This window comes from Dechloromonas sp. A34 (assembly GCF_026261605.1).
Taxonomy (GTDB): Bacteria; Pseudomonadota; Gammaproteobacteria; order Burkholderiales; family Rhodocyclaceae; genus Azonexus.
Genome location: NZ_CP102486.1, coordinates 1 through 15,117 on the forward strand (window position 1 = coordinate 1; position 15,117 = coordinate 15,117).

Genomic DNA, 15,117 nt, shown 5'->3' on the forward strand with positions numbered 1-15,117 from the left:
ATGGCCGGTTTCTGGGAATCCTGTTTGCTGCGTTTTGAGGAGGAATTGCCCGCGCAGCAGTTCAATACCTGGATCAAACCCTTGCGGCTTGAAGGTGAAAATGCCGCCCTTGAAGAAGGGTTGCGTCTGATTGCACCCAACGGCTTCATCCTGAAATGGGTTCGCGACCGTTATCTCTCACGCATCGAGGACTACAGCCGGGCCTTTTTCGAGGCCCCGGTGACGATCGCGCTGGTCATCGGTAGCGGCCGGTCATCGCCCAGCCGCAGCGAAGCGGGGGCGGACAGTACGGCCAAGGCCACGCCGCCCAAGGAAGTGCCGGCACCAGACAGATCCCGGGCCAAGGGTGGAAATTACGAGAAATCGCGCCTCTTCCATTCCTTTACCTTCGACAACCTGGTGGTCGGCAAGGCCAACGATCTGGCGCGGGCGGCGGCGATTCAAGTGGCCAACAACCCGGGCGGCGCCTACAACCCGTTGTTCATTTACGGTGGCGCCGGTCTCGGCAAGACCCACCTGATTCACGCCATCGGCAACACCATCCTCGCCGAGAACCCGGAAAAGGTCGTCCGCTACGTTCATGCCGAAGACTATTACTCGGACGTGGTGCGCGCCTATCAGCAAAAATCCTTCGACAGCTTCAAGCGCCTCTATCGCTCGCTCGATGTGCTGTTGCTCGACGACGTCCAGTTCTTCAACGGCAAGAACCGCTCGCAGGAAGAATTTTTCTTCCTGTTCAATGCGCTGATCGAGGCCCGCAAACAGATCATCATCACCTGCGATACCTATCCCAAGGATATCAACGGCCTCGATGATCGTCTGGTGACCCGTTTCGACTGGGGTCTGACCGTCCAGATCGAACCGCCCGAACTGGAAATGCGCGTCGCCATCCTGAAGAAGAAGGCCGAAGCCGAGGGCATGCAGCTCGACGACGAAGTCGCCTTCTTCATCGCCAAGCATCTGCGCTCCAATGTCCGCGAGCTGGAAGGCGCCCTGAAGAAGGTGCTGGCCTATTCCTCGTTCCACGGTCGGGTGATCGCCCTCGATCTGGCCAAGGAAGCGCTCAAGGACCTGATCGGTTCGGTGCGCAACGTCGGCATGGACAATATCCAGAAGACCGTCGCCGACTATTACAAGATCAAGGTCGCCGACCTGTTCTCGAAAAAGCGCACCCGTGCCATCGCCCGGCCGCGTCAATTGGCCATGTGGCTATGCCGAGAAGTCACGTCGCACAGTTTTCCGGAAATCGGAGATGCCTTCGGCGGCCGCGATCACACCACGGTCATCCATGCCGTGAAGACGATCGATTCCCTGCGCCTGAAAGAGAACGAACTCAATCACGACCTGCATGTTCTGCTGCAGGTGTTGAAAGGATGAGGCCTGTCGATAACGCTGTGGATACCCTGTCCATGCTTTGTGGATCATCAGGGGGTTTCCACTTTGTGGGAAAATTGTCCAGATTTCATCCACAAGCAATTCAGAGGCTTTCCAAGAGCAAAATTGCTAGTCCAACACCATGAAAATAAAAGAAATTAGCCAGTTATCAACAGAATTGTTCCCGATATAGTCTTTAAAGGAATTTTATTTATGGTTCTTATCAAAAGCCAAAGAGACACGCTTCTGACCCCTTTGCAGTCGGTTTCGGGAATCGTTGAACGTCGTCATACCCTACCCATCCTTTCCAACGTCTTGCTGGAAAAGAAGGGCGACCGCCTGACCCTGCTCGCGACCGACATCGAAATCCAGATCACCACGGCGACCGAAGGTGCCGGCGGTGACGGCGATGGCGCAGTAACGGTCGGTGCCCGCAAGCTGCAGGAAATCCTGCGTTCGCTGCCGGATACTGCCGAAGTCAGCCTGCTGCTCGAAGACAAGCGTCTGCAAGTGCGCGCCGGCAAAAGCCGTTTCAGCCTGCAAACGCTGCCGGCCGACGATTTTCCGCGGATGACCCTGACCGAAGGCGAAACCAAGCAGTTCTCGATTTCGCAAAAGGCCTTCCGCCAGCTGCTGAGCAAGACCCAATACAGCATGGCTGCCCAGGACGTCCGCTATTACCTGAACGGCCTGCTGCTATTGGTCGAAGGCAAGGAACTGCGTGCCGTGGCGACCGACGGCCACCGTTTGGCTTTCGCCAGCGTTGAAATCGATACCGATCTGCCGCGCCAGGAATTGATCCTGCCGCGCAAGACCGTGCTCGAACTGAACCGCCTGCTGCTCGACAACGACGAGCCGCTGAACATCACGCTGGCCTCGAATCAGGTGCGCTTCGCCTTTGGTTCCGTCGTGCTGGTCTCCAAGCTGATCGACGGCAAGTTCCCGGATTACGAGCGCGTCGTGCCGGCAACCCTGAAGAATCACATGTCGGTCAGCCGGCTGACCCTGATTCAGGCCTTGAACCGTGCCGCCATTCTGACCAACGAAAAGTTCCGCGGCATCCGCGTCGTGCTCGGCGAAAATAGCTTGAAACTGATTGCTGCCAACGCCGAGCAGGAAGAGGCGCAGGAAGAAATTGAAGTTCAATACACGGGCGACGCCATCGATGTCGGCTTCAATGTCAGCTACCTGCTCGATGTATTGAATAACGTGCATGTCGAAGAAATCCAGTGGAGCTTCAACGATGCCAATTCGAGCGCACTGATTTCCGTGCCGGGCAACGACCGCTTCAAGTACGTCATCATGCCGATGCGGATCTGAACGCCGGATAGCGAATTCATCAAACCCAAGTTTCACGTGGAACACAAGCAATGAGCGAAGAAAACACGCCGATGGGCAGCCCGCAGGACAATTCGCCAGCCTATGGCGAATCCAGCATCCAGATCCTCGAAGGCCTGGAGGCGGTCCGCAAGCGCCCGGGCATGTACATCGGCGATACGTCCGACGGTACCGGCTTGCACCACCTGGTGTTCGAGGTCGTCGACAACTCCATTGACGAAGCCTTGGCCGGGCACTGTGACGACATCGTCGTTACCATCCACACCGACAATTCGATCAGCGTCACCGACAACGGCCGGGGCATCCCGGTCGGCGTCAAGATGGACGACAAGCACGAGCCCAAGCGTTCGGCCGCTGAAATCGCGCTCACCGAACTGCACGCCGGCGGCAAGTTCAACCAGAACTCCTACAAGGTGTCCGGTGGCCTGCACGGCGTTGGCGTCTCATGCGTCAATGCGCTATCCAAGTGGCTGCGTCTGACCATCCGCCGCGACGGCAAGAAGCACTCGATGGAGTTTTGCCGTGGCCACGCCGTCGATCGCATCGTCGAGCTGCGCGATGGTGTTGAAGTGTCGCCGCTAAAGGTGATCGGCGAAACCGAGAAGCGCGGCACGGAAGTCCACTTCCTGGCCGACGAGGAAATCTTCGAACACATCGAGTTCCACTACGAAATTCTCGCCAAGCGCCTGCGCGAACTGTCGTTCCTGAACAACGGGGTAAAGATTCGGCTGATCGACCAGCGTACTGGCAAGGAAGAAGATTTCGCCTTCGCCGGCGGGGTCAAGAGCTTCGTCGAATACATCAACCGCAGCAAAACCATCCTCCACCCGACCATTTTCTATTCGTCGGGCGAAGCCAAGGTCGGTGATACCGGTGTCACCATCGGTGTCGAAGTCGCGATGCAGTGGAACGACTCCTATCAGGAGCAGGTGCTCTGCTACACCAACAACATCCCGCAATCCGACGGCGGTACCCATCTGACTGGCCTGCGCGCCGCGATGACCCGGGTCATCAACAAATACATCGATGAAAACGAGATCGCCAAGAAAGCCAAGGTCGAAATCGCCGGTGACGACATGCGCGAAGGCCTGGCCTGCGTGCTGTCGGTCAAGATGCCCGACCCGAAGTTCGCCTCGCAGACCAAGATGAAGCTGGTCTCGTCGGAAGCCCGTCCGGCCGTCGAAGAAGTCGTGGCCCAGAAACTGGCCGACTTCCTGCTCGAACGCCCGGTCGATGCCAAGATGATTACCGGCAAGATCGTCGAAGCCTCGCGCGCCCGTGAAGCAGCCCGCCGCGCCCGCGAAATGACGCGGCGCAAGGGCGTGCTCGACGGTGTCGGCCTACCCGGTAAGTTGGCCGACTGTCAGGAAAAGGATCCGGCCCTCTGCGAAGTCTACGTGGTCGAGGGCGACTCCGCCGGAGGCTCCGCCAAGCAGGGCCGCGACCGTAAATTCCAGGCCATCTTGCCGTTGCGCGGCAAGGTGCTCAACGTCGAGAAAGCGCGTTTCGACAAGCTGATTTCCTCCGAGCAGATCGTCACCCTGATCACCGCGCTCGGCACCGGCATCGGCAAGGACGAATTCAAGATCGAGAAGCTGCGCTATCACCGCATCATCATCATGACCGACGCGGACGTCGATGGCGCCCACATTCGTACCCTGCTGCTGACGCTGCTTTACCGCCAGATGCCGGAACTGATCGAGCGCGGCTACGTCTATATCGCCCAGCCACCGCTCTACAAGGTCAAGCACGGCAAGACCGAGCGCTACCTGAAGGACGATCAGGAATACCACCAGTTCCTGCTGCGTATGGCGATGGACGAAGCCAGCCTGACGCCGCGGGCAGGCGCCGAGCCGGTTGCCGGCCCGGCACTGGAAGAACTGGCCCGTTCCTGGCTGCTTACCGAAGCCGTCATCGAGCGCGTCTCGCACCTGGTCGATCCCATCGTGCTCAAGGCGCTGGTCCAGCACAACCTCAAGCTCGACCTGGCCTCGGCCGAGAGCGCGCAGGCCAGTGCCGACCTGCTGGCCAAGCATTTGCCGCTCGGTATCCGCACGCTGCCCAAATTCGACGACATCCAGGAACGCTGGACCCTGCGCGTCGAAAAGATGCACCACGGCAACCTCAAGGTCGGCCTGATCGATGACGATCTACTGCTGTCAGGCGATTTCATGCAACTGCGCCGCACTGCCGAAACACTGGCCGACCTTTTCGGACCGGGTGCCTACATGGCACGCGGCGAGAAGAAGCAGGTCGTCACCAACTTCGGCGATGCCATGAAGTGGCTGCTGGCCGATGTCGAACGTGGCATCAGCAAGCAGCGCTACAAAGGTCTGGGCGAAATGAACCCCGAGCAGTTGTGGGAAACCACGATGGACCCGAAGGTTCGCCGCCTGCTGCGCGTGCAGATCGACGACGCGATTGCCGCCGACGAGATTTTCACCACGCTGATGGGTGAACTGGTCGAGCCGCGAAGAGCGTTCATCGAAACCAATGCGCTGAACGCGCGGATCGACATTTAATCCGGTAATTTTTGTCGGATTAAGCTTCAAAAGGCTCCGCAAGGAGCCTTTTGTCATTTCGGAGTAAGAAGCTCATGCGAGTCGTTATTCAGCGTGTTCAAGAGGCTTCGGTTGCGGTAGATGGCCGGGTTTGCGGCGAAATCGGCCGCGGTCTGCTAGTGTTGGCCGGTTTCGAGGAGGCCGACAGCGAAGCCGATCTCGACTGGATGGCCGGCAAGCTCGTCCGTCTGCGCCTGTTTGCCGATGAGGCGGGGGTGATGAACCGCAGCGTTCAGGAGAGCGGCGGGGAGATTCTGGCGGTTTCGCAGTTCACGCTCTACGCCTCGGTGAAGAAGGGCAATCGTCCCTCGTGGAGCCGGGCGGCACGCGGCGATGTCTCGCAGCCATTATTTGCGCGTTTCGTCGAGCGTCTCTCGGCCGAGTTGGGGCGACCGGTGCCGACCGGGGTCTTCGGGGCCGACATGCAGGTAAGCCTGATCAACGATGGTCCGGTAACCATCAGCATCGATTCGCGGGCGCCGGAGTAGGGGTGTCAGCGTTCGGCGACGGCGGCAAGGAGGCGGGAAATTCCCTCGGCTCCGCCCAGCGCCAAGCCGATGCTTTGCGCCGGATCGGGAACTTCCGGCGCGCCGGGGTTGATCCGGATCAGCTTGCCGCCGCAGCTTTCGGAGAAATGGCGGATGGTTGGGATCTGCGTGCCGGCCCCGATTTCGACACAGACCAGACGGTCGACGCCGGCCAGCCAGTGCTGTAGGCGCTGCTCTTGCCCGGCGGTTCGGCGCTCGATCCAGCCCGCATCACCGAACATCAGGATATTCGGCCGGGCGAGCCCGCCGCAGCGCGGGCAATGCGGCAGTTCGCCGAGCAGCCGGCAGTTTTCGCTATCGACGGCGGGCTGAAAGGACTCGGCGGCCCAGATGTTGTCGCCGCAGGCGGCCGAGCATTGCAGGTGGTGAATGGAGCCGTGGACTTCGCAGACGCGATCGGCGGGAAAGCCGGCTTTCTGGAACTGGCCGTCGACATTACTGGTGACCGCCCAGACCCCGTGTTTCATTCGACTGCCCAGGTCGAGCAGCAGGCTGAAGCCGGCATGCGGGGTAGTCTGCCGATAGCGTTCGAGGCGGTGTCCGTAGAAGCCCCAGGCCAGCCGCGGATCGTGGGCGAAGGCGGCCGGGTTGGCGATCGTTTCGAAGGCGATGCGCGCCTTGCCCAAGGCTGGATAAACCGCCCAGAAGCCACCGGGACCGCGAAAATCGGGAAGGCCGGAGTCGATGCCCATGCCGGCGCCGGCGCTGACCAGCAGTGCATCGGCTTGCGCCAGCCAGGTGGCGGCCCGGGTCAGGCTTTCCGGCAAGGGCATTAGCGGCGGCTGCAGGTCAGTCGTCGTTCTGCTCGTCGTTGAGTTCCTGAATCTTGAACTCGAGATCGGTTAGGGCGCCGTATTCGTCGGCGTAGATGTCCTTGATGCGGAAGATTTCCGGTAGCGCCTGTTTGAAGGCAACCATCAATTCCGGATCGAAATGGCGGCCAATCTGGGTTTCCATCAGCGCCAGCGACTGTTCGGCCGAGTAGGCCGGCTTGTACGGACGCACCGAGAGCAGGGCATCGAAGACGTCGGCGATGGCGACAATGCGCCCGGCCAGTGGAATGTCCTCGCCTTTCAGGCCGCTCGGATAGCCGCTGCCGTCCCATTTTTCGTGGTGGGAGAGGGCGATGACGCGGGCGGTTTCGAGCAGCTCGTTTTCGTGGGCGCCGATGATTTCCGCACCCATGATCGGGTGCTGGTGCATGACTTTCCATTCGTCGGCATTGAGCTTGCCGGGCTTGAGCAGGATGCTGTCGGGGATGCCGATCTTGCCGATATCGTGCATCGGGGCCGTGCTGAACAGAACGTTCGAGGCTTCCTCGCCGAGACCGTGGCTCTGGGCGATCAGGCGGGTGTAGTGACTCATGCGCAGGACGTGGTTGCCGGTTTCGTTGTCCTTGAACTCGGCAGCGCGGCCGAGGCGGCGAATGATCTGCTGGCGGGTCGTGACCAACTCATGGGTGCGCTGATGGACCATGCGTTCCAGTTCGCGCGACTGATCGTAGAGGGCGAGATGGGTGCGCACCCGCGCCTTGACGATGGGCGGGCTGATCGGCTTGGTGATGTAATCGACGGCACCGATTTCCAGTCCGCGCTGCTCGTCCTCGATGCTGGTCATGGCGGTGACGAAGATGATCGGAATCCGCCGGCGGTCGGGATTGGCCTTGATCCGCCGGCAGATTTCCAGGCCGCTGAGGCCGGGCATCATGATGTCGAGCAGCACGAGGTCGGGTGGTTCGTCGGAATAGACGATCTTCAGCGCCTTTTCGCCCGTGGTGGCGGCCCGGATGCGGTAGTCATCGGACAGAGTCTTGCTCAGCAGGTCGATGTTTTCCGGCAGGTCGTCGACCACCAGAATGCTTTGTTTGGAGAGCAGCTTGGACATCGGGTCTCGGATCCTGTCAGGTAATCGGTTCGCTTCGGTGGTCTGGCCGTGCCACAGGAATGCGTATGGCGTGAATCAGTGCGACGTATACGACTCGCCGCGGGTAGTGTCAAGCTACCGTTGGATCAAGGGACGACGCTCAGGGCGGGGGACTGGCCGATGAACTGGAGACGCTGATGCAATGCCGCGGTGACTTCTATCCGGCCGTCCTGGTCGACGCGCAGGACCTGAGCGGTCTCCAGTTTTTGCGCCATCTCCCGCCAATGGCCAGGGCCGGCGACGAAGATCGGCTTGGACAGGGCATCGGAGCGGGTGCCGGCTTTTGGCCCAGCCGGGATCAAGATGGTGACGGCCTGGGTATGGGCGGCCGGGTAGCCAGTGCGGGGATCGAGCAGGTGGGGATAACGTTTGCCCTCGATCTCGAAGAAGCGCTGATAGTCGCCAGAGGTTCCGATCGCTTCGCCGTCGTCAAGTTCGACTGTGGCCATCGGGCCGGGCTGGCGTGGATGCTGGATGCCGACCCGCCACTTGCGGCCTTCCTTGCTGCCTAGCGCCATGACGTTGCCGCCGATGTTGATCAGCGCGTTCTGGATCCCCTGACCGCGCAAGATGGCTGCGGCACGGTCGAGGGCGACGCCTTTCAGGTAGCCGCCGAAGTCGAGGGCGACCTGGCGATTGCGGCTGCTGACGGTGGTGCCGCTGACCGCGATGTCGGCGATCGACGGTTTCCTGGCGAGCCAAGCCTTGATCTCGGCTTCCGGCGGCAACTCGGCCTTGAACTCGTCGGCCTGGAAGCCCCACAACTTGATCAGCTGGCCGATGCCGGGGTCGAACAGGTAATCGCCCTGGCGGCTGAGTTGCTGCGCTTCGCCGACCAGTTCGGCAAGTTCGGGTGCAACCTCGAGCGCCCGCCCTTCGCCGATGGCCCGGTTGAGATCGGTCAGTTCGGAGGATTGCCATGCGTGGTAGGCCCGGTGCAGGCGGTCGAATTCGCGCAGCACGGCGGCGATCGCCTGGCGGCCCTGGTCCGGCGCGGCGCTAACGACGATGACTTCGACCCGGGTCCCGAAGACATAGGCTTGCTGCTCCTGCAGTGGCGTGCGACCACAGGCCGCCAGCCACAGCGTGGCGAGCAGGATCAGGCAATACCGCATGCGTGCTCGATTGCGGTGATGAAGGCGCCGGCGGCGTCGAAGCCGGTCTGCTGGCGGATTTCGACCATGCAGGTCGGGCTGGTGACGTTGATCTCGGTCAGGCAGCTGCCGATGACATCAATGCCGACCAGCATCAGGCCGCGCTTGAGCAGGATCGGAGCGAGTGTGTCGGCGATTTCGCGGTCACGCGGTGAGAGTTCCTGGGCGATGCCGGTACCGCCCACCGCCAGGTTGCCGCGCGTCTCGCCGGCCTTGGGGATGCGCGCCAGGCTGTAAGGGACGACTTTGCCGCCGATGAGCAGGATGCGCTTGTCGCCCTGGCTGATCTCGGGCAGGTAGCGCTGCGCCATGACCGTCCGGTTGCCCTCATGGGTCAGCGTTTCGATGATCACGTTGCGGTTGGGGTCATTGCGGTGGATGCGGAAGATCTGGCTGCCACCCATGCCGTCGAGCGGCTTCAAAATGACGTCGCGCTGCTCCTCAACGAAATGCTGCAACTGGTGCATGTCGCGGGCGACCAGGGTGGGCGGCGTGAATTGGTCGAATTCGGCGATCGCCAGCTTTTCCGAGTGGTCGCGCAGGGCGCGCGGCCGATTGAAAACCTTGACGCCGCTGGCCTCGGCCCGTTCGAGCAGCCAGGTGGCAGTGACGTATTCAAAGTCGAAGGGCGGATCCTTGCGCATGATGACTGCGTCAAACGCCTTGAGCGGCGTCCATTCGCGGCCGGTTTCACGATACCAGTCGTGGTCGTCGGGGCGCAGGTGGAGATGCACGACCTCGCCGTAGACGCCGCCGGGATGGCCGTTTTCGGGACGACGCCAGGCCAGCGTCGCGCAGTCGATGGCGAAGACGTCGTGGCCGTGCTTTTCGGCGGCCCGCATCATCGCCACCGTCGAATCCTTGTAGGCCTTGAGGTGGGGCAGGGGGTCGAGGACAAAAGCCAGGCGCAGCGACTGGCTGCTGCCGCCGAGCAGGTGCTTTTCGAACTGGAGTTGCTGGGCCACCGGCTTATTCAGTCGTTTCGGGCGCCGAGCGCTCGAGTTCGACCGCCGCCGCCAGACAGGCCAGGCGGCCGACCACGCCATAGGCGTAGAAGCGGTTGGGCGGCGAATCTGGGTTGTTGCAGCCGTAGTCGGGCAGATTGCAGCCGGTGTCGAAGGCCAGTGGTTCGAAGTGCATGCCCGGCGCGTTGAGGTTTTCGTCCTTGCCGCGCCCGGTATGGACGCGGTAGAAGCCGCCGACGACGTAGCGGTCGATCATGTAGATCACTGGCTCGGCGACCGCCTCGTTCAGTGTCTCGAAGGAATGAACGCCTTCCTGAATGAGGACTTCCGAAACCTCCAGGCCTTCCTTGCCGACGCTCATTTTGTTGCGCTGCTTGCGGTTCAGGGCGATCACCTCGTCGGCGTCGCGCACCGTCATCACACCCATGCCGTAGGTGCCGGCGTCGGCCTTGACGACGACGTAGGGGGTCTCGTCGATGCCGTATTCCTTGTACTTCTCGCGCACGATGTCGAGCACCGCGGCGACGTTGGCGGCCAGGCATTCCTCGCCCTGGCGCTCGTGGAAATTGACGCTGCGGCAGACCGAGAAGGCGGGGTTGATGCGCCACGGATCGATGCCGATTTCCTTGGCGAATTCGTTGGCCACCTGGTCGTAGGCGGCGAAATGGTTGGACTTGCGGCGCACCGCCCACCCGGCGTGGAGCGGCGGCAGCACGAACTGCTCGTGGAGGTTCTGCAGGATGGCCGGGATGCCGGCCGAGAGGTCGTTGTTGAGCAGGATGGCGCAGGGGTCGAAGCCCTCCAGGCCGAGGCGGTAGTCGGTGCGGACCAGCGGTTCGAGCAGCAGGCTTTGGCCGTTGGGCAGTTCGATCGTGGTCGGCTTGTCGATTTCCGGCAGCATCGTGCCGAGGCGGACGTTGAGCCCGGTCTGCTTGAGGATGGCGGCGATCTGCGCGACGTTCTGCAGGTAGAACTGGTTGCGCGTGTGGTTTTCCGGAATTAGCAGCAGGTTGCGCGCTTCCGGGCAGATCTTTTCGATGGCGACCATCGCCGCCTGCACGCAGAGCGGCAGGAAGGCCGGATTCAGGTTGTTGAAGCCGCCGGGAAAGAGGTTGGTATCGACCGGCGCCAGCTTGAAGCCGGAATTGCGCAGGTCGCACGACGAGTAGAAGGGCGGCGTGTGTTCCAGCCACTGGCCGCGCAGCCATTGTTCGATCTGCGTGCTGTTGGCGAGGAAACTCCGCTCAAGTTCGAGCAGGGGGCCGGTCAGGGCCGTGGTGAGGTGGGGAACCATGTGCTGCCTCTCAATCCAGTGGGCTTTTATTGTGGCTGCAAATCTTACACCGCAGTGCACAAATTTGGCTCGCGGCAGCGCGGTCAACCCTTTGAAAGAAGGTAAAATTCTGCCCTTCGTTTTACCGCTTTCAGCAGATCGGAATCGCCGTGCTTGTCGCCGCCAATATCACCATGCAGTTTGGGGCCAAACCCCTGTTCGAGAACGTCAACGTCAAGTTCGGCGAAGGCTATCGCTATGGCCTGATCGGTGCCAACGGGGCGGGCAAATCCACCTTCATGAAGATCCTCTGCGGCGCGCTCGACCCGTCGGCCGGCAACGTCTCGAAAGACAAGCACGAGCGCATGGCCTACCTGAAACAGGACCAGTTCGCCTACGAAGACATGCGCGTCCTCGACGTCGTGCTCATGGGCCACGAGGAAATGTGGGCCTGCATGAGCGAACGCGACGCCATCTACGCCAATCCGGAAGCGACCGAAGACGACTACATGAAGGCCGCCGACCTCGAACACCAGTTCGCCGAGTACGACGGCTACACTGCCGAATCCCGCGCTGGCGAACTGCTGCTCGGCGTCGGCATCCCGACCGAACAGCACAACGGCCCGATGAGCCAGGTCGCTCCCGGCTGGAAGCTGCGCGTGCTGCTCTGCCAGGCGCTGTTCGCCAACCCGGACATCCTGCTGCTCGACGAGCCGACCAACAACCTCGACATCAACACCATTCGCTGGCTCGAGGACATGCTGAACAATCGCGAGTCGACGATGATCATCATCTCGCACGATCGCCACTTCCTGAACCAGGTCTGTACCCACATGGCCGACTTGGACTACGGCAAGATCACGACCTACGCCGGCAACTACGACGACTTCATGGAGGCCGCCCAGCAGGCTCGCGAGCGCCAGTCGAACGCCAATGCCAAGGCCAAGGAACGGATCGCCGAACTGCAGACCTTCGTCCGTCGTTTCTCGGCCAATGCCTCCAAGGCCAAGCAGGCGACCAGCCGCGTCAAATTGATTGAAAAGCTGAAGCCGGAAGACGTCAAGCCGTCCTCCCGCCAGTACCCGTGGATTCGCTTCGATTACGACGAGAAGGCCAAGCTGCACCGCCAGGCGGTGGAGATCGAGAATCTCTCCTTCACCTACGAAGGCGGCGAGCGCAAGATCTTCAACAACCTGACGCTGACCATCAACGCTGGCGAGAAGATCGCCGTGATCGGCGAGAACGGCGTCGGCAAGACGACCTTCCTGAAGCTGCTGATGGGCGAACTGCAACCGCAATTCGGGACGCTGAAGTGGGCCGAAAAGGCCAATCCCGGCTACTACGCGCAGGACCACAGCGCACAGTTCGCCGGCGAGCAGAGCCTGACCGAGTGGATCGCCGGCTACGCCCGGGCCACGATCGACGAAGGCGGCGACCTGGAAACCCTGATTCGCGGCACGCTCGGCCGCCTGCTGTTCTCCGGCGACGAGGTCAAGAAGCCGGTCAACGTCATTTCCGGCGGCGAACAGGGCCGCATGCTGTTCGGCAAGCTGATGCTCTCCAAGCACAACGTGCTGATCATGGACGAACCGACCAACCACCTGGACATGGAATCGATCGAGGCGCTGAACAGCGGCCTGGAGAAATTCCCCGGCACGCTGGTCTTCGTCTCACATGACCGGGAATTCGTTTCCTCGCTGTCGACCCGCGTTTTGGAAGTCAAAAACGATGGCCGGATCATCGATTACCTCGGCGGCTACGAGGACTACCTGGCCAGCCAGGGCGTCGACTAACTCGTCACACCCTCCCTTTCAAGGGGAGGGTTGGTGGGGATGGGTTACTGAACTTCCCCGCCGGCGGCGAGCGTGCGGATGATCCGCACGCAATCGACGTCGGACTGGTGATAGGCCGACTTGACGTACTCGATATAGGCCCGCTCTTCCGAGTTCGGGTTGGTGGCCAGCGTGGTCTGGTAGGCGAAGCGCAGGAACAGGAAGGTCGGTTCCGGCTCCTCGATGCTGATCGTCAGGCTGCCGCCGGCATGGGTCTCGGACGGCACGATGTCGAAGCGCACCCAGTGGGCTTCGGTCAGCGTCACCCGGTCCTGGATCGCAGCCGGGCCGAAATCCAGTTCGCGCAGCAGCTCATTAGCCTGGCGTTCGAGGATGGTGCAGGATTCCAGCCCTGGCAAAAAGGGAATGGGATTTTCGACGCGGTGCAGCAAGCCTTGCCAGAGCTGGTCGCGGGTCAGGGAGTCGACCAGCGGGTTTTCCGGGTCGTTGATCTGGATGAGATGTTCGAAATTCATGGCCGAATGTTAGCATTCCCACCATGCAACTCGAACGCCTCCTCCAAAAGCACGGATTCGGTACCCGCAAGGGTTGCCGGTCACTCATCCGGAACGAACGCGTCGCGGTCAATGGTCAGATCTGCGACGATCCCTTTGCTGAAATCGATACTACCGGGCTGATTTTCACGGTCGACGGCGTCGACTGGCCCTATGCCGAATTTGCCAGCCTGCTGCTCTACAAGCCGGCCGGTTACGAGTGTTCGCGCAAGCCGGTGCATCATCCCAGCGTTTTGACGCTGCTCCCGGTGCAACTGCGCGAACGCGACGTGCAGCCGATCGGCCGCCTCGACGAAGACACCACCGGCCTGCTGCTGATCACCGACGATGGGCAACTGAATCATGTGCTGTCGTCGGCCAAGCGCAAGGTTCCGAAGGTCTATCTTGCGACCACCAAGCACCCGGTCGACCAGGCGCTGATCGATCAACTGCTGGCCGGCGTGCTGCTCACCGACGAACCCGAGCCGATCGCCGCCGCGGCCGCCGAAAAGGCCGGCGACAATCTGCTGCGGCTGACGCTGACCAGCGGCAAATATCATCAGGTCAAACGCATGGTGGCCGCCGCCGGCAATCGGGTCGAAGCGCTGCACCGCGAAGCGGTTGGCGATCTGAGCCTGTCGGCCGATCTGAAGCCGGGCGAGTGGCGCTGGCTGACGGCCGATGACCTGCAAAAACTGGGCTATTCGGCATGACCCTGACCGAAATGCGCTACATCGTGGCCCTGGCCCGCGAGCGCCATTTCGGCAAGGCGGCGGAAGCCTGCCATGTCAGCCAGCCGACGCTGTCGGTGGCCCTGAAGAAGGTCGAAGGCCAGCTCGGCGCGGCGCTCTTCGAGCGCACCGCTTCCGACGTGCGGATCACGGCGCTCGGCGAACGCATCGTCGTGCAGGCCAAACGGGTGCTCGACGAGGCGGTCCGCCTGGAAGAAATCGCCGGCACCGTTGGCGACCCGATGAGCGGCCCGCTGCGCGTCGGGGTCATCTACACCATCGCGCCTTACCTGCTGCCGCAGTTGATTCCGGCCCTGCACCAGCATGCGCCGGCGATGCCGCTGTTCCTCAAGGAAGACTTCACCGCCAACCTGATCCCGGCGCTCAAGGCCGGCGAACTGGACGTCATCGTTATCGCGCTGCCTTTCGCCGAGCCCGGTCTGGTCGCGCAGGCGGTGTACGAAGAGCCGTTCCGGGTGGTCGTACCGGCCGCCCATCCCTGGGTCAATCGGACGGATATCGAGGCCGATGAACTGGACGGCCAGGACCTGTTGCTGCTCGGTCAGGGCAACTGTTTTCGCGATCAGGTGCTGGAGTCCTGTCCTCAACTCGGCGCGCCCGACGCGCTGGCCCATTCGCTGGAAGGCAGTTCGCTGGAAACCATCCGCTACATGGTGGCGAGCGGCGCCGGCGTGGCGGTGATGCCGAGTACGGCGGCCGACCCGCTGATCGGCAAGGAAGCGCTGGTCAGGGTGCTGCCGTTTGCCGGCGTTCAGCCGAAGCGGACGGTCGGCCTGGTCTGGCGGGTGACCTTTCCGCGGCCGCAGGCGATCGATGCCGTGCGGGCGGCGGTGCTGTCCTGCCAGTTGCCGGGAGCCACGGCGACGCGCTGAGGTTTCACGTGAAACCCCGGCGCGATCGGTG

Annotated in this window: 13 protein-coding genes; 7 read left to right on the plus strand and 6 right to left on the minus strand. The window is 61.9% G+C overall.

Annotation, left to right across the window (positions count from 1 at the left end):
• The 4 genes from dnaA to dtd all read left to right on the plus strand — a co-directional run bounded on the left by dnaA (window position 1) and on the right by dtd (window position 5,761).
• The gene (gene dnaA / locus NQE15_RS00005; protein ID WP_265945400.1) at window positions 1–1,377 is read left to right on the plus strand and encodes a chromosomal replication initiator protein DnaA; all 1,377 of its coding nucleotides are present in this window, start codon (window positions 1–3) and stop codon (window positions 1,375–1,377) included.
• Between the two features lie 210 nt (window positions 1,378–1,587).
• On the plus strand, window positions 1,588–2,694 hold the full coding sequence (gene dnaN / locus NQE15_RS00010; RefSeq protein ID WP_265945402.1) for a DNA polymerase III subunit beta: 1,107 nt from the start codon (window positions 1,588–1,590) through the stop codon (window positions 2,692–2,694).
• 50 nt (window positions 2,695–2,744) lie between these two features.
• Window positions 2,745–5,234, plus strand: a complete 2,490-nt coding sequence (gene gyrB, locus NQE15_RS00015; RefSeq protein WP_265945404.1) for a DNA topoisomerase (ATP-hydrolyzing) subunit B — start codon at window positions 2,745–2,747, stop codon at window positions 5,232–5,234.
• A 74-nt stretch (window positions 5,235–5,308) separates the two neighbouring features.
• The gene (gene dtd / locus NQE15_RS00020; RefSeq protein ID WP_265945406.1) at window positions 5,309–5,761 is read left to right on the plus strand and encodes a D-aminoacyl-tRNA deacylase; all 453 of its coding nucleotides are present in this window, start codon (window positions 5,309–5,311) and stop codon (window positions 5,759–5,761) included.
• A gap of 5 nt (window positions 5,762–5,766) precedes the next feature.
• On the opposite strand, the gene NQE15_RS00025 is transcribed toward dtd, so the two are convergent.
• The 5 genes from NQE15_RS00025 to gshA form a co-directional block, all read right to left on the minus strand.
• Complete coding sequence (locus NQE15_RS00025; protein ID WP_265945408.1) at window positions 5,767–6,594, minus strand: SIR2 family NAD-dependent protein deacylase; 828 nt, start codon at window positions 6,592–6,594, stop codon at window positions 5,767–5,769.
• A gap of 16 nt (window positions 6,595–6,610) precedes the next feature.
• Window positions 6,611–7,705 carry a response regulator gene (locus tag NQE15_RS00030; protein WP_265945410.1) on the minus strand — a complete coding sequence of 365 codons (1,095 nt, stop codon included), beginning with the start codon at window positions 7,703–7,705 and terminating at the stop codon, window positions 6,611–6,613.
• Window positions 7,706–7,830: 125 nt separating this feature from the next.
• The gene (locus tag NQE15_RS00035) at window positions 7,831–8,859 is read right to left on the minus strand and encodes an FAD:protein FMN transferase (RefSeq protein WP_265945412.1); all 1,029 of its coding nucleotides are present in this window, start codon (window positions 8,857–8,859) and stop codon (window positions 7,831–7,833) included.
• Window positions 8,844–9,863, minus strand: a complete 1,020-nt coding sequence (gene gshB / locus NQE15_RS00040; RefSeq protein WP_265945414.1) for a glutathione synthase — start codon at window positions 9,861–9,863, stop codon at window positions 8,844–8,846. The genes NQE15_RS00035 and gshB overlap by 16 nt, the downstream gene beginning before the upstream one ends.
• Window positions 9,864–9,867: 4 nt before the next feature.
• Window positions 9,868–11,157, minus strand: a complete 1,290-nt coding sequence (gene gshA / locus NQE15_RS00045) for a glutamate--cysteine ligase (RefSeq protein WP_265945416.1) — start codon at window positions 11,155–11,157, stop codon at window positions 9,868–9,870.
• A gap of 149 nt (window positions 11,158–11,306) precedes the next feature.
• Here gshA and NQE15_RS00050 point away from each other — a divergent pair, with 149 nt between their 5' ends.
• A complete protein-coding gene (locus NQE15_RS00050) occupies window positions 11,307–12,929 on the plus strand; it encodes an ABC-F family ATPase (RefSeq protein ID WP_265945418.1) in 1,623 nt (540 codons plus the stop codon).
• A gap of 44 nt (window positions 12,930–12,973) precedes the next feature.
• Here the strand turns inward: NQE15_RS00050 and NQE15_RS00055 are convergent, their stop codons facing one another.
• Complete coding sequence (locus NQE15_RS00055; protein WP_265945420.1) at window positions 12,974–13,444, minus strand: SRPBCC family protein; 471 nt, start codon at window positions 13,442–13,444, stop codon at window positions 12,974–12,976.
• 23 nt (window positions 13,445–13,467) lie between these two features.
• Between NQE15_RS00055 and NQE15_RS00060 the strand changes: the two genes are divergently transcribed.
• Together NQE15_RS00060 and NQE15_RS00065 are read left to right on the plus strand one after the other, a co-directional pair.
• Window positions 13,468–14,175 (plus strand): pseudouridine synthase, encoded by a 708-nt coding sequence (locus tag NQE15_RS00060; RefSeq protein WP_265945422.1) that lies wholly within the window; start codon window positions 13,468–13,470, stop codon window positions 14,173–14,175.
• On the plus strand, window positions 14,172–15,086 hold the full coding sequence (locus tag NQE15_RS00065) for a LysR substrate-binding domain-containing protein (protein ID WP_265945424.1): 915 nt from the start codon (window positions 14,172–14,174) through the stop codon (window positions 15,084–15,086). Before NQE15_RS00060 ends, NQE15_RS00065 begins: the two co-directional genes overlap by 4 nt.
• The last annotated feature ends 31 nt before the right edge of the window (window positions 15,087–15,117 follow it).

Coding starts and splice junctions, on each gene's coding strand:
- dnaA (WP_265945400.1), top strand. CDS start 1: ATGGCCGGTTTCTGGGAATCCTGTTTGCTGCGTTTTGAGGAGGAATTG.
- NQE15_RS00060 (WP_265945422.1), top strand. CDS start 13,468: ATGCAACTCGAACGCCTCCTCCAAAAGCACGGATTCGGTACCCGCAAG.
- NQE15_RS00055 (WP_265945420.1), bottom strand. CDS start 13,444: ATGAATTTCGAACATCTCATCCAGATCAACGACCCGGAAAACCCGCTG.
- gshA (WP_265945416.1), bottom strand. CDS start 11,157: ATGGTTCCCCACCTCACCACGGCCCTGACCGGCCCCCTGCTCGAACTT.
- gyrB (WP_265945404.1), top strand. CDS start 2,745: ATGAGCGAAGAAAACACGCCGATGGGCAGCCCGCAGGACAATTCGCCA.
- NQE15_RS00065 (WP_265945424.1), top strand. CDS start 14,172: ATGACCCTGACCGAAATGCGCTACATCGTGGCCCTGGCCCGCGAGCGC.
- NQE15_RS00035 (WP_265945412.1), bottom strand. CDS start 8,859: ATGCGGTATTGCCTGATCCTGCTCGCCACGCTGTGGCTGGCGGCCTGT.
- NQE15_RS00030 (WP_265945410.1), bottom strand. CDS start 7,705: ATGTCCAAGCTGCTCTCCAAACAAAGCATTCTGGTGGTCGACGACCTG.
- dtd (WP_265945406.1), top strand. CDS start 5,309: ATGCGAGTCGTTATTCAGCGTGTTCAAGAGGCTTCGGTTGCGGTAGAT.
- dnaN (WP_265945402.1), top strand. CDS start 1,588: ATGGTTCTTATCAAAAGCCAAAGAGACACGCTTCTGACCCCTTTGCAG.
- NQE15_RS00025 (WP_265945408.1), bottom strand. CDS start 6,594: ATGCCCTTGCCGGAAAGCCTGACCCGGGCCGCCACCTGGCTGGCGCAA.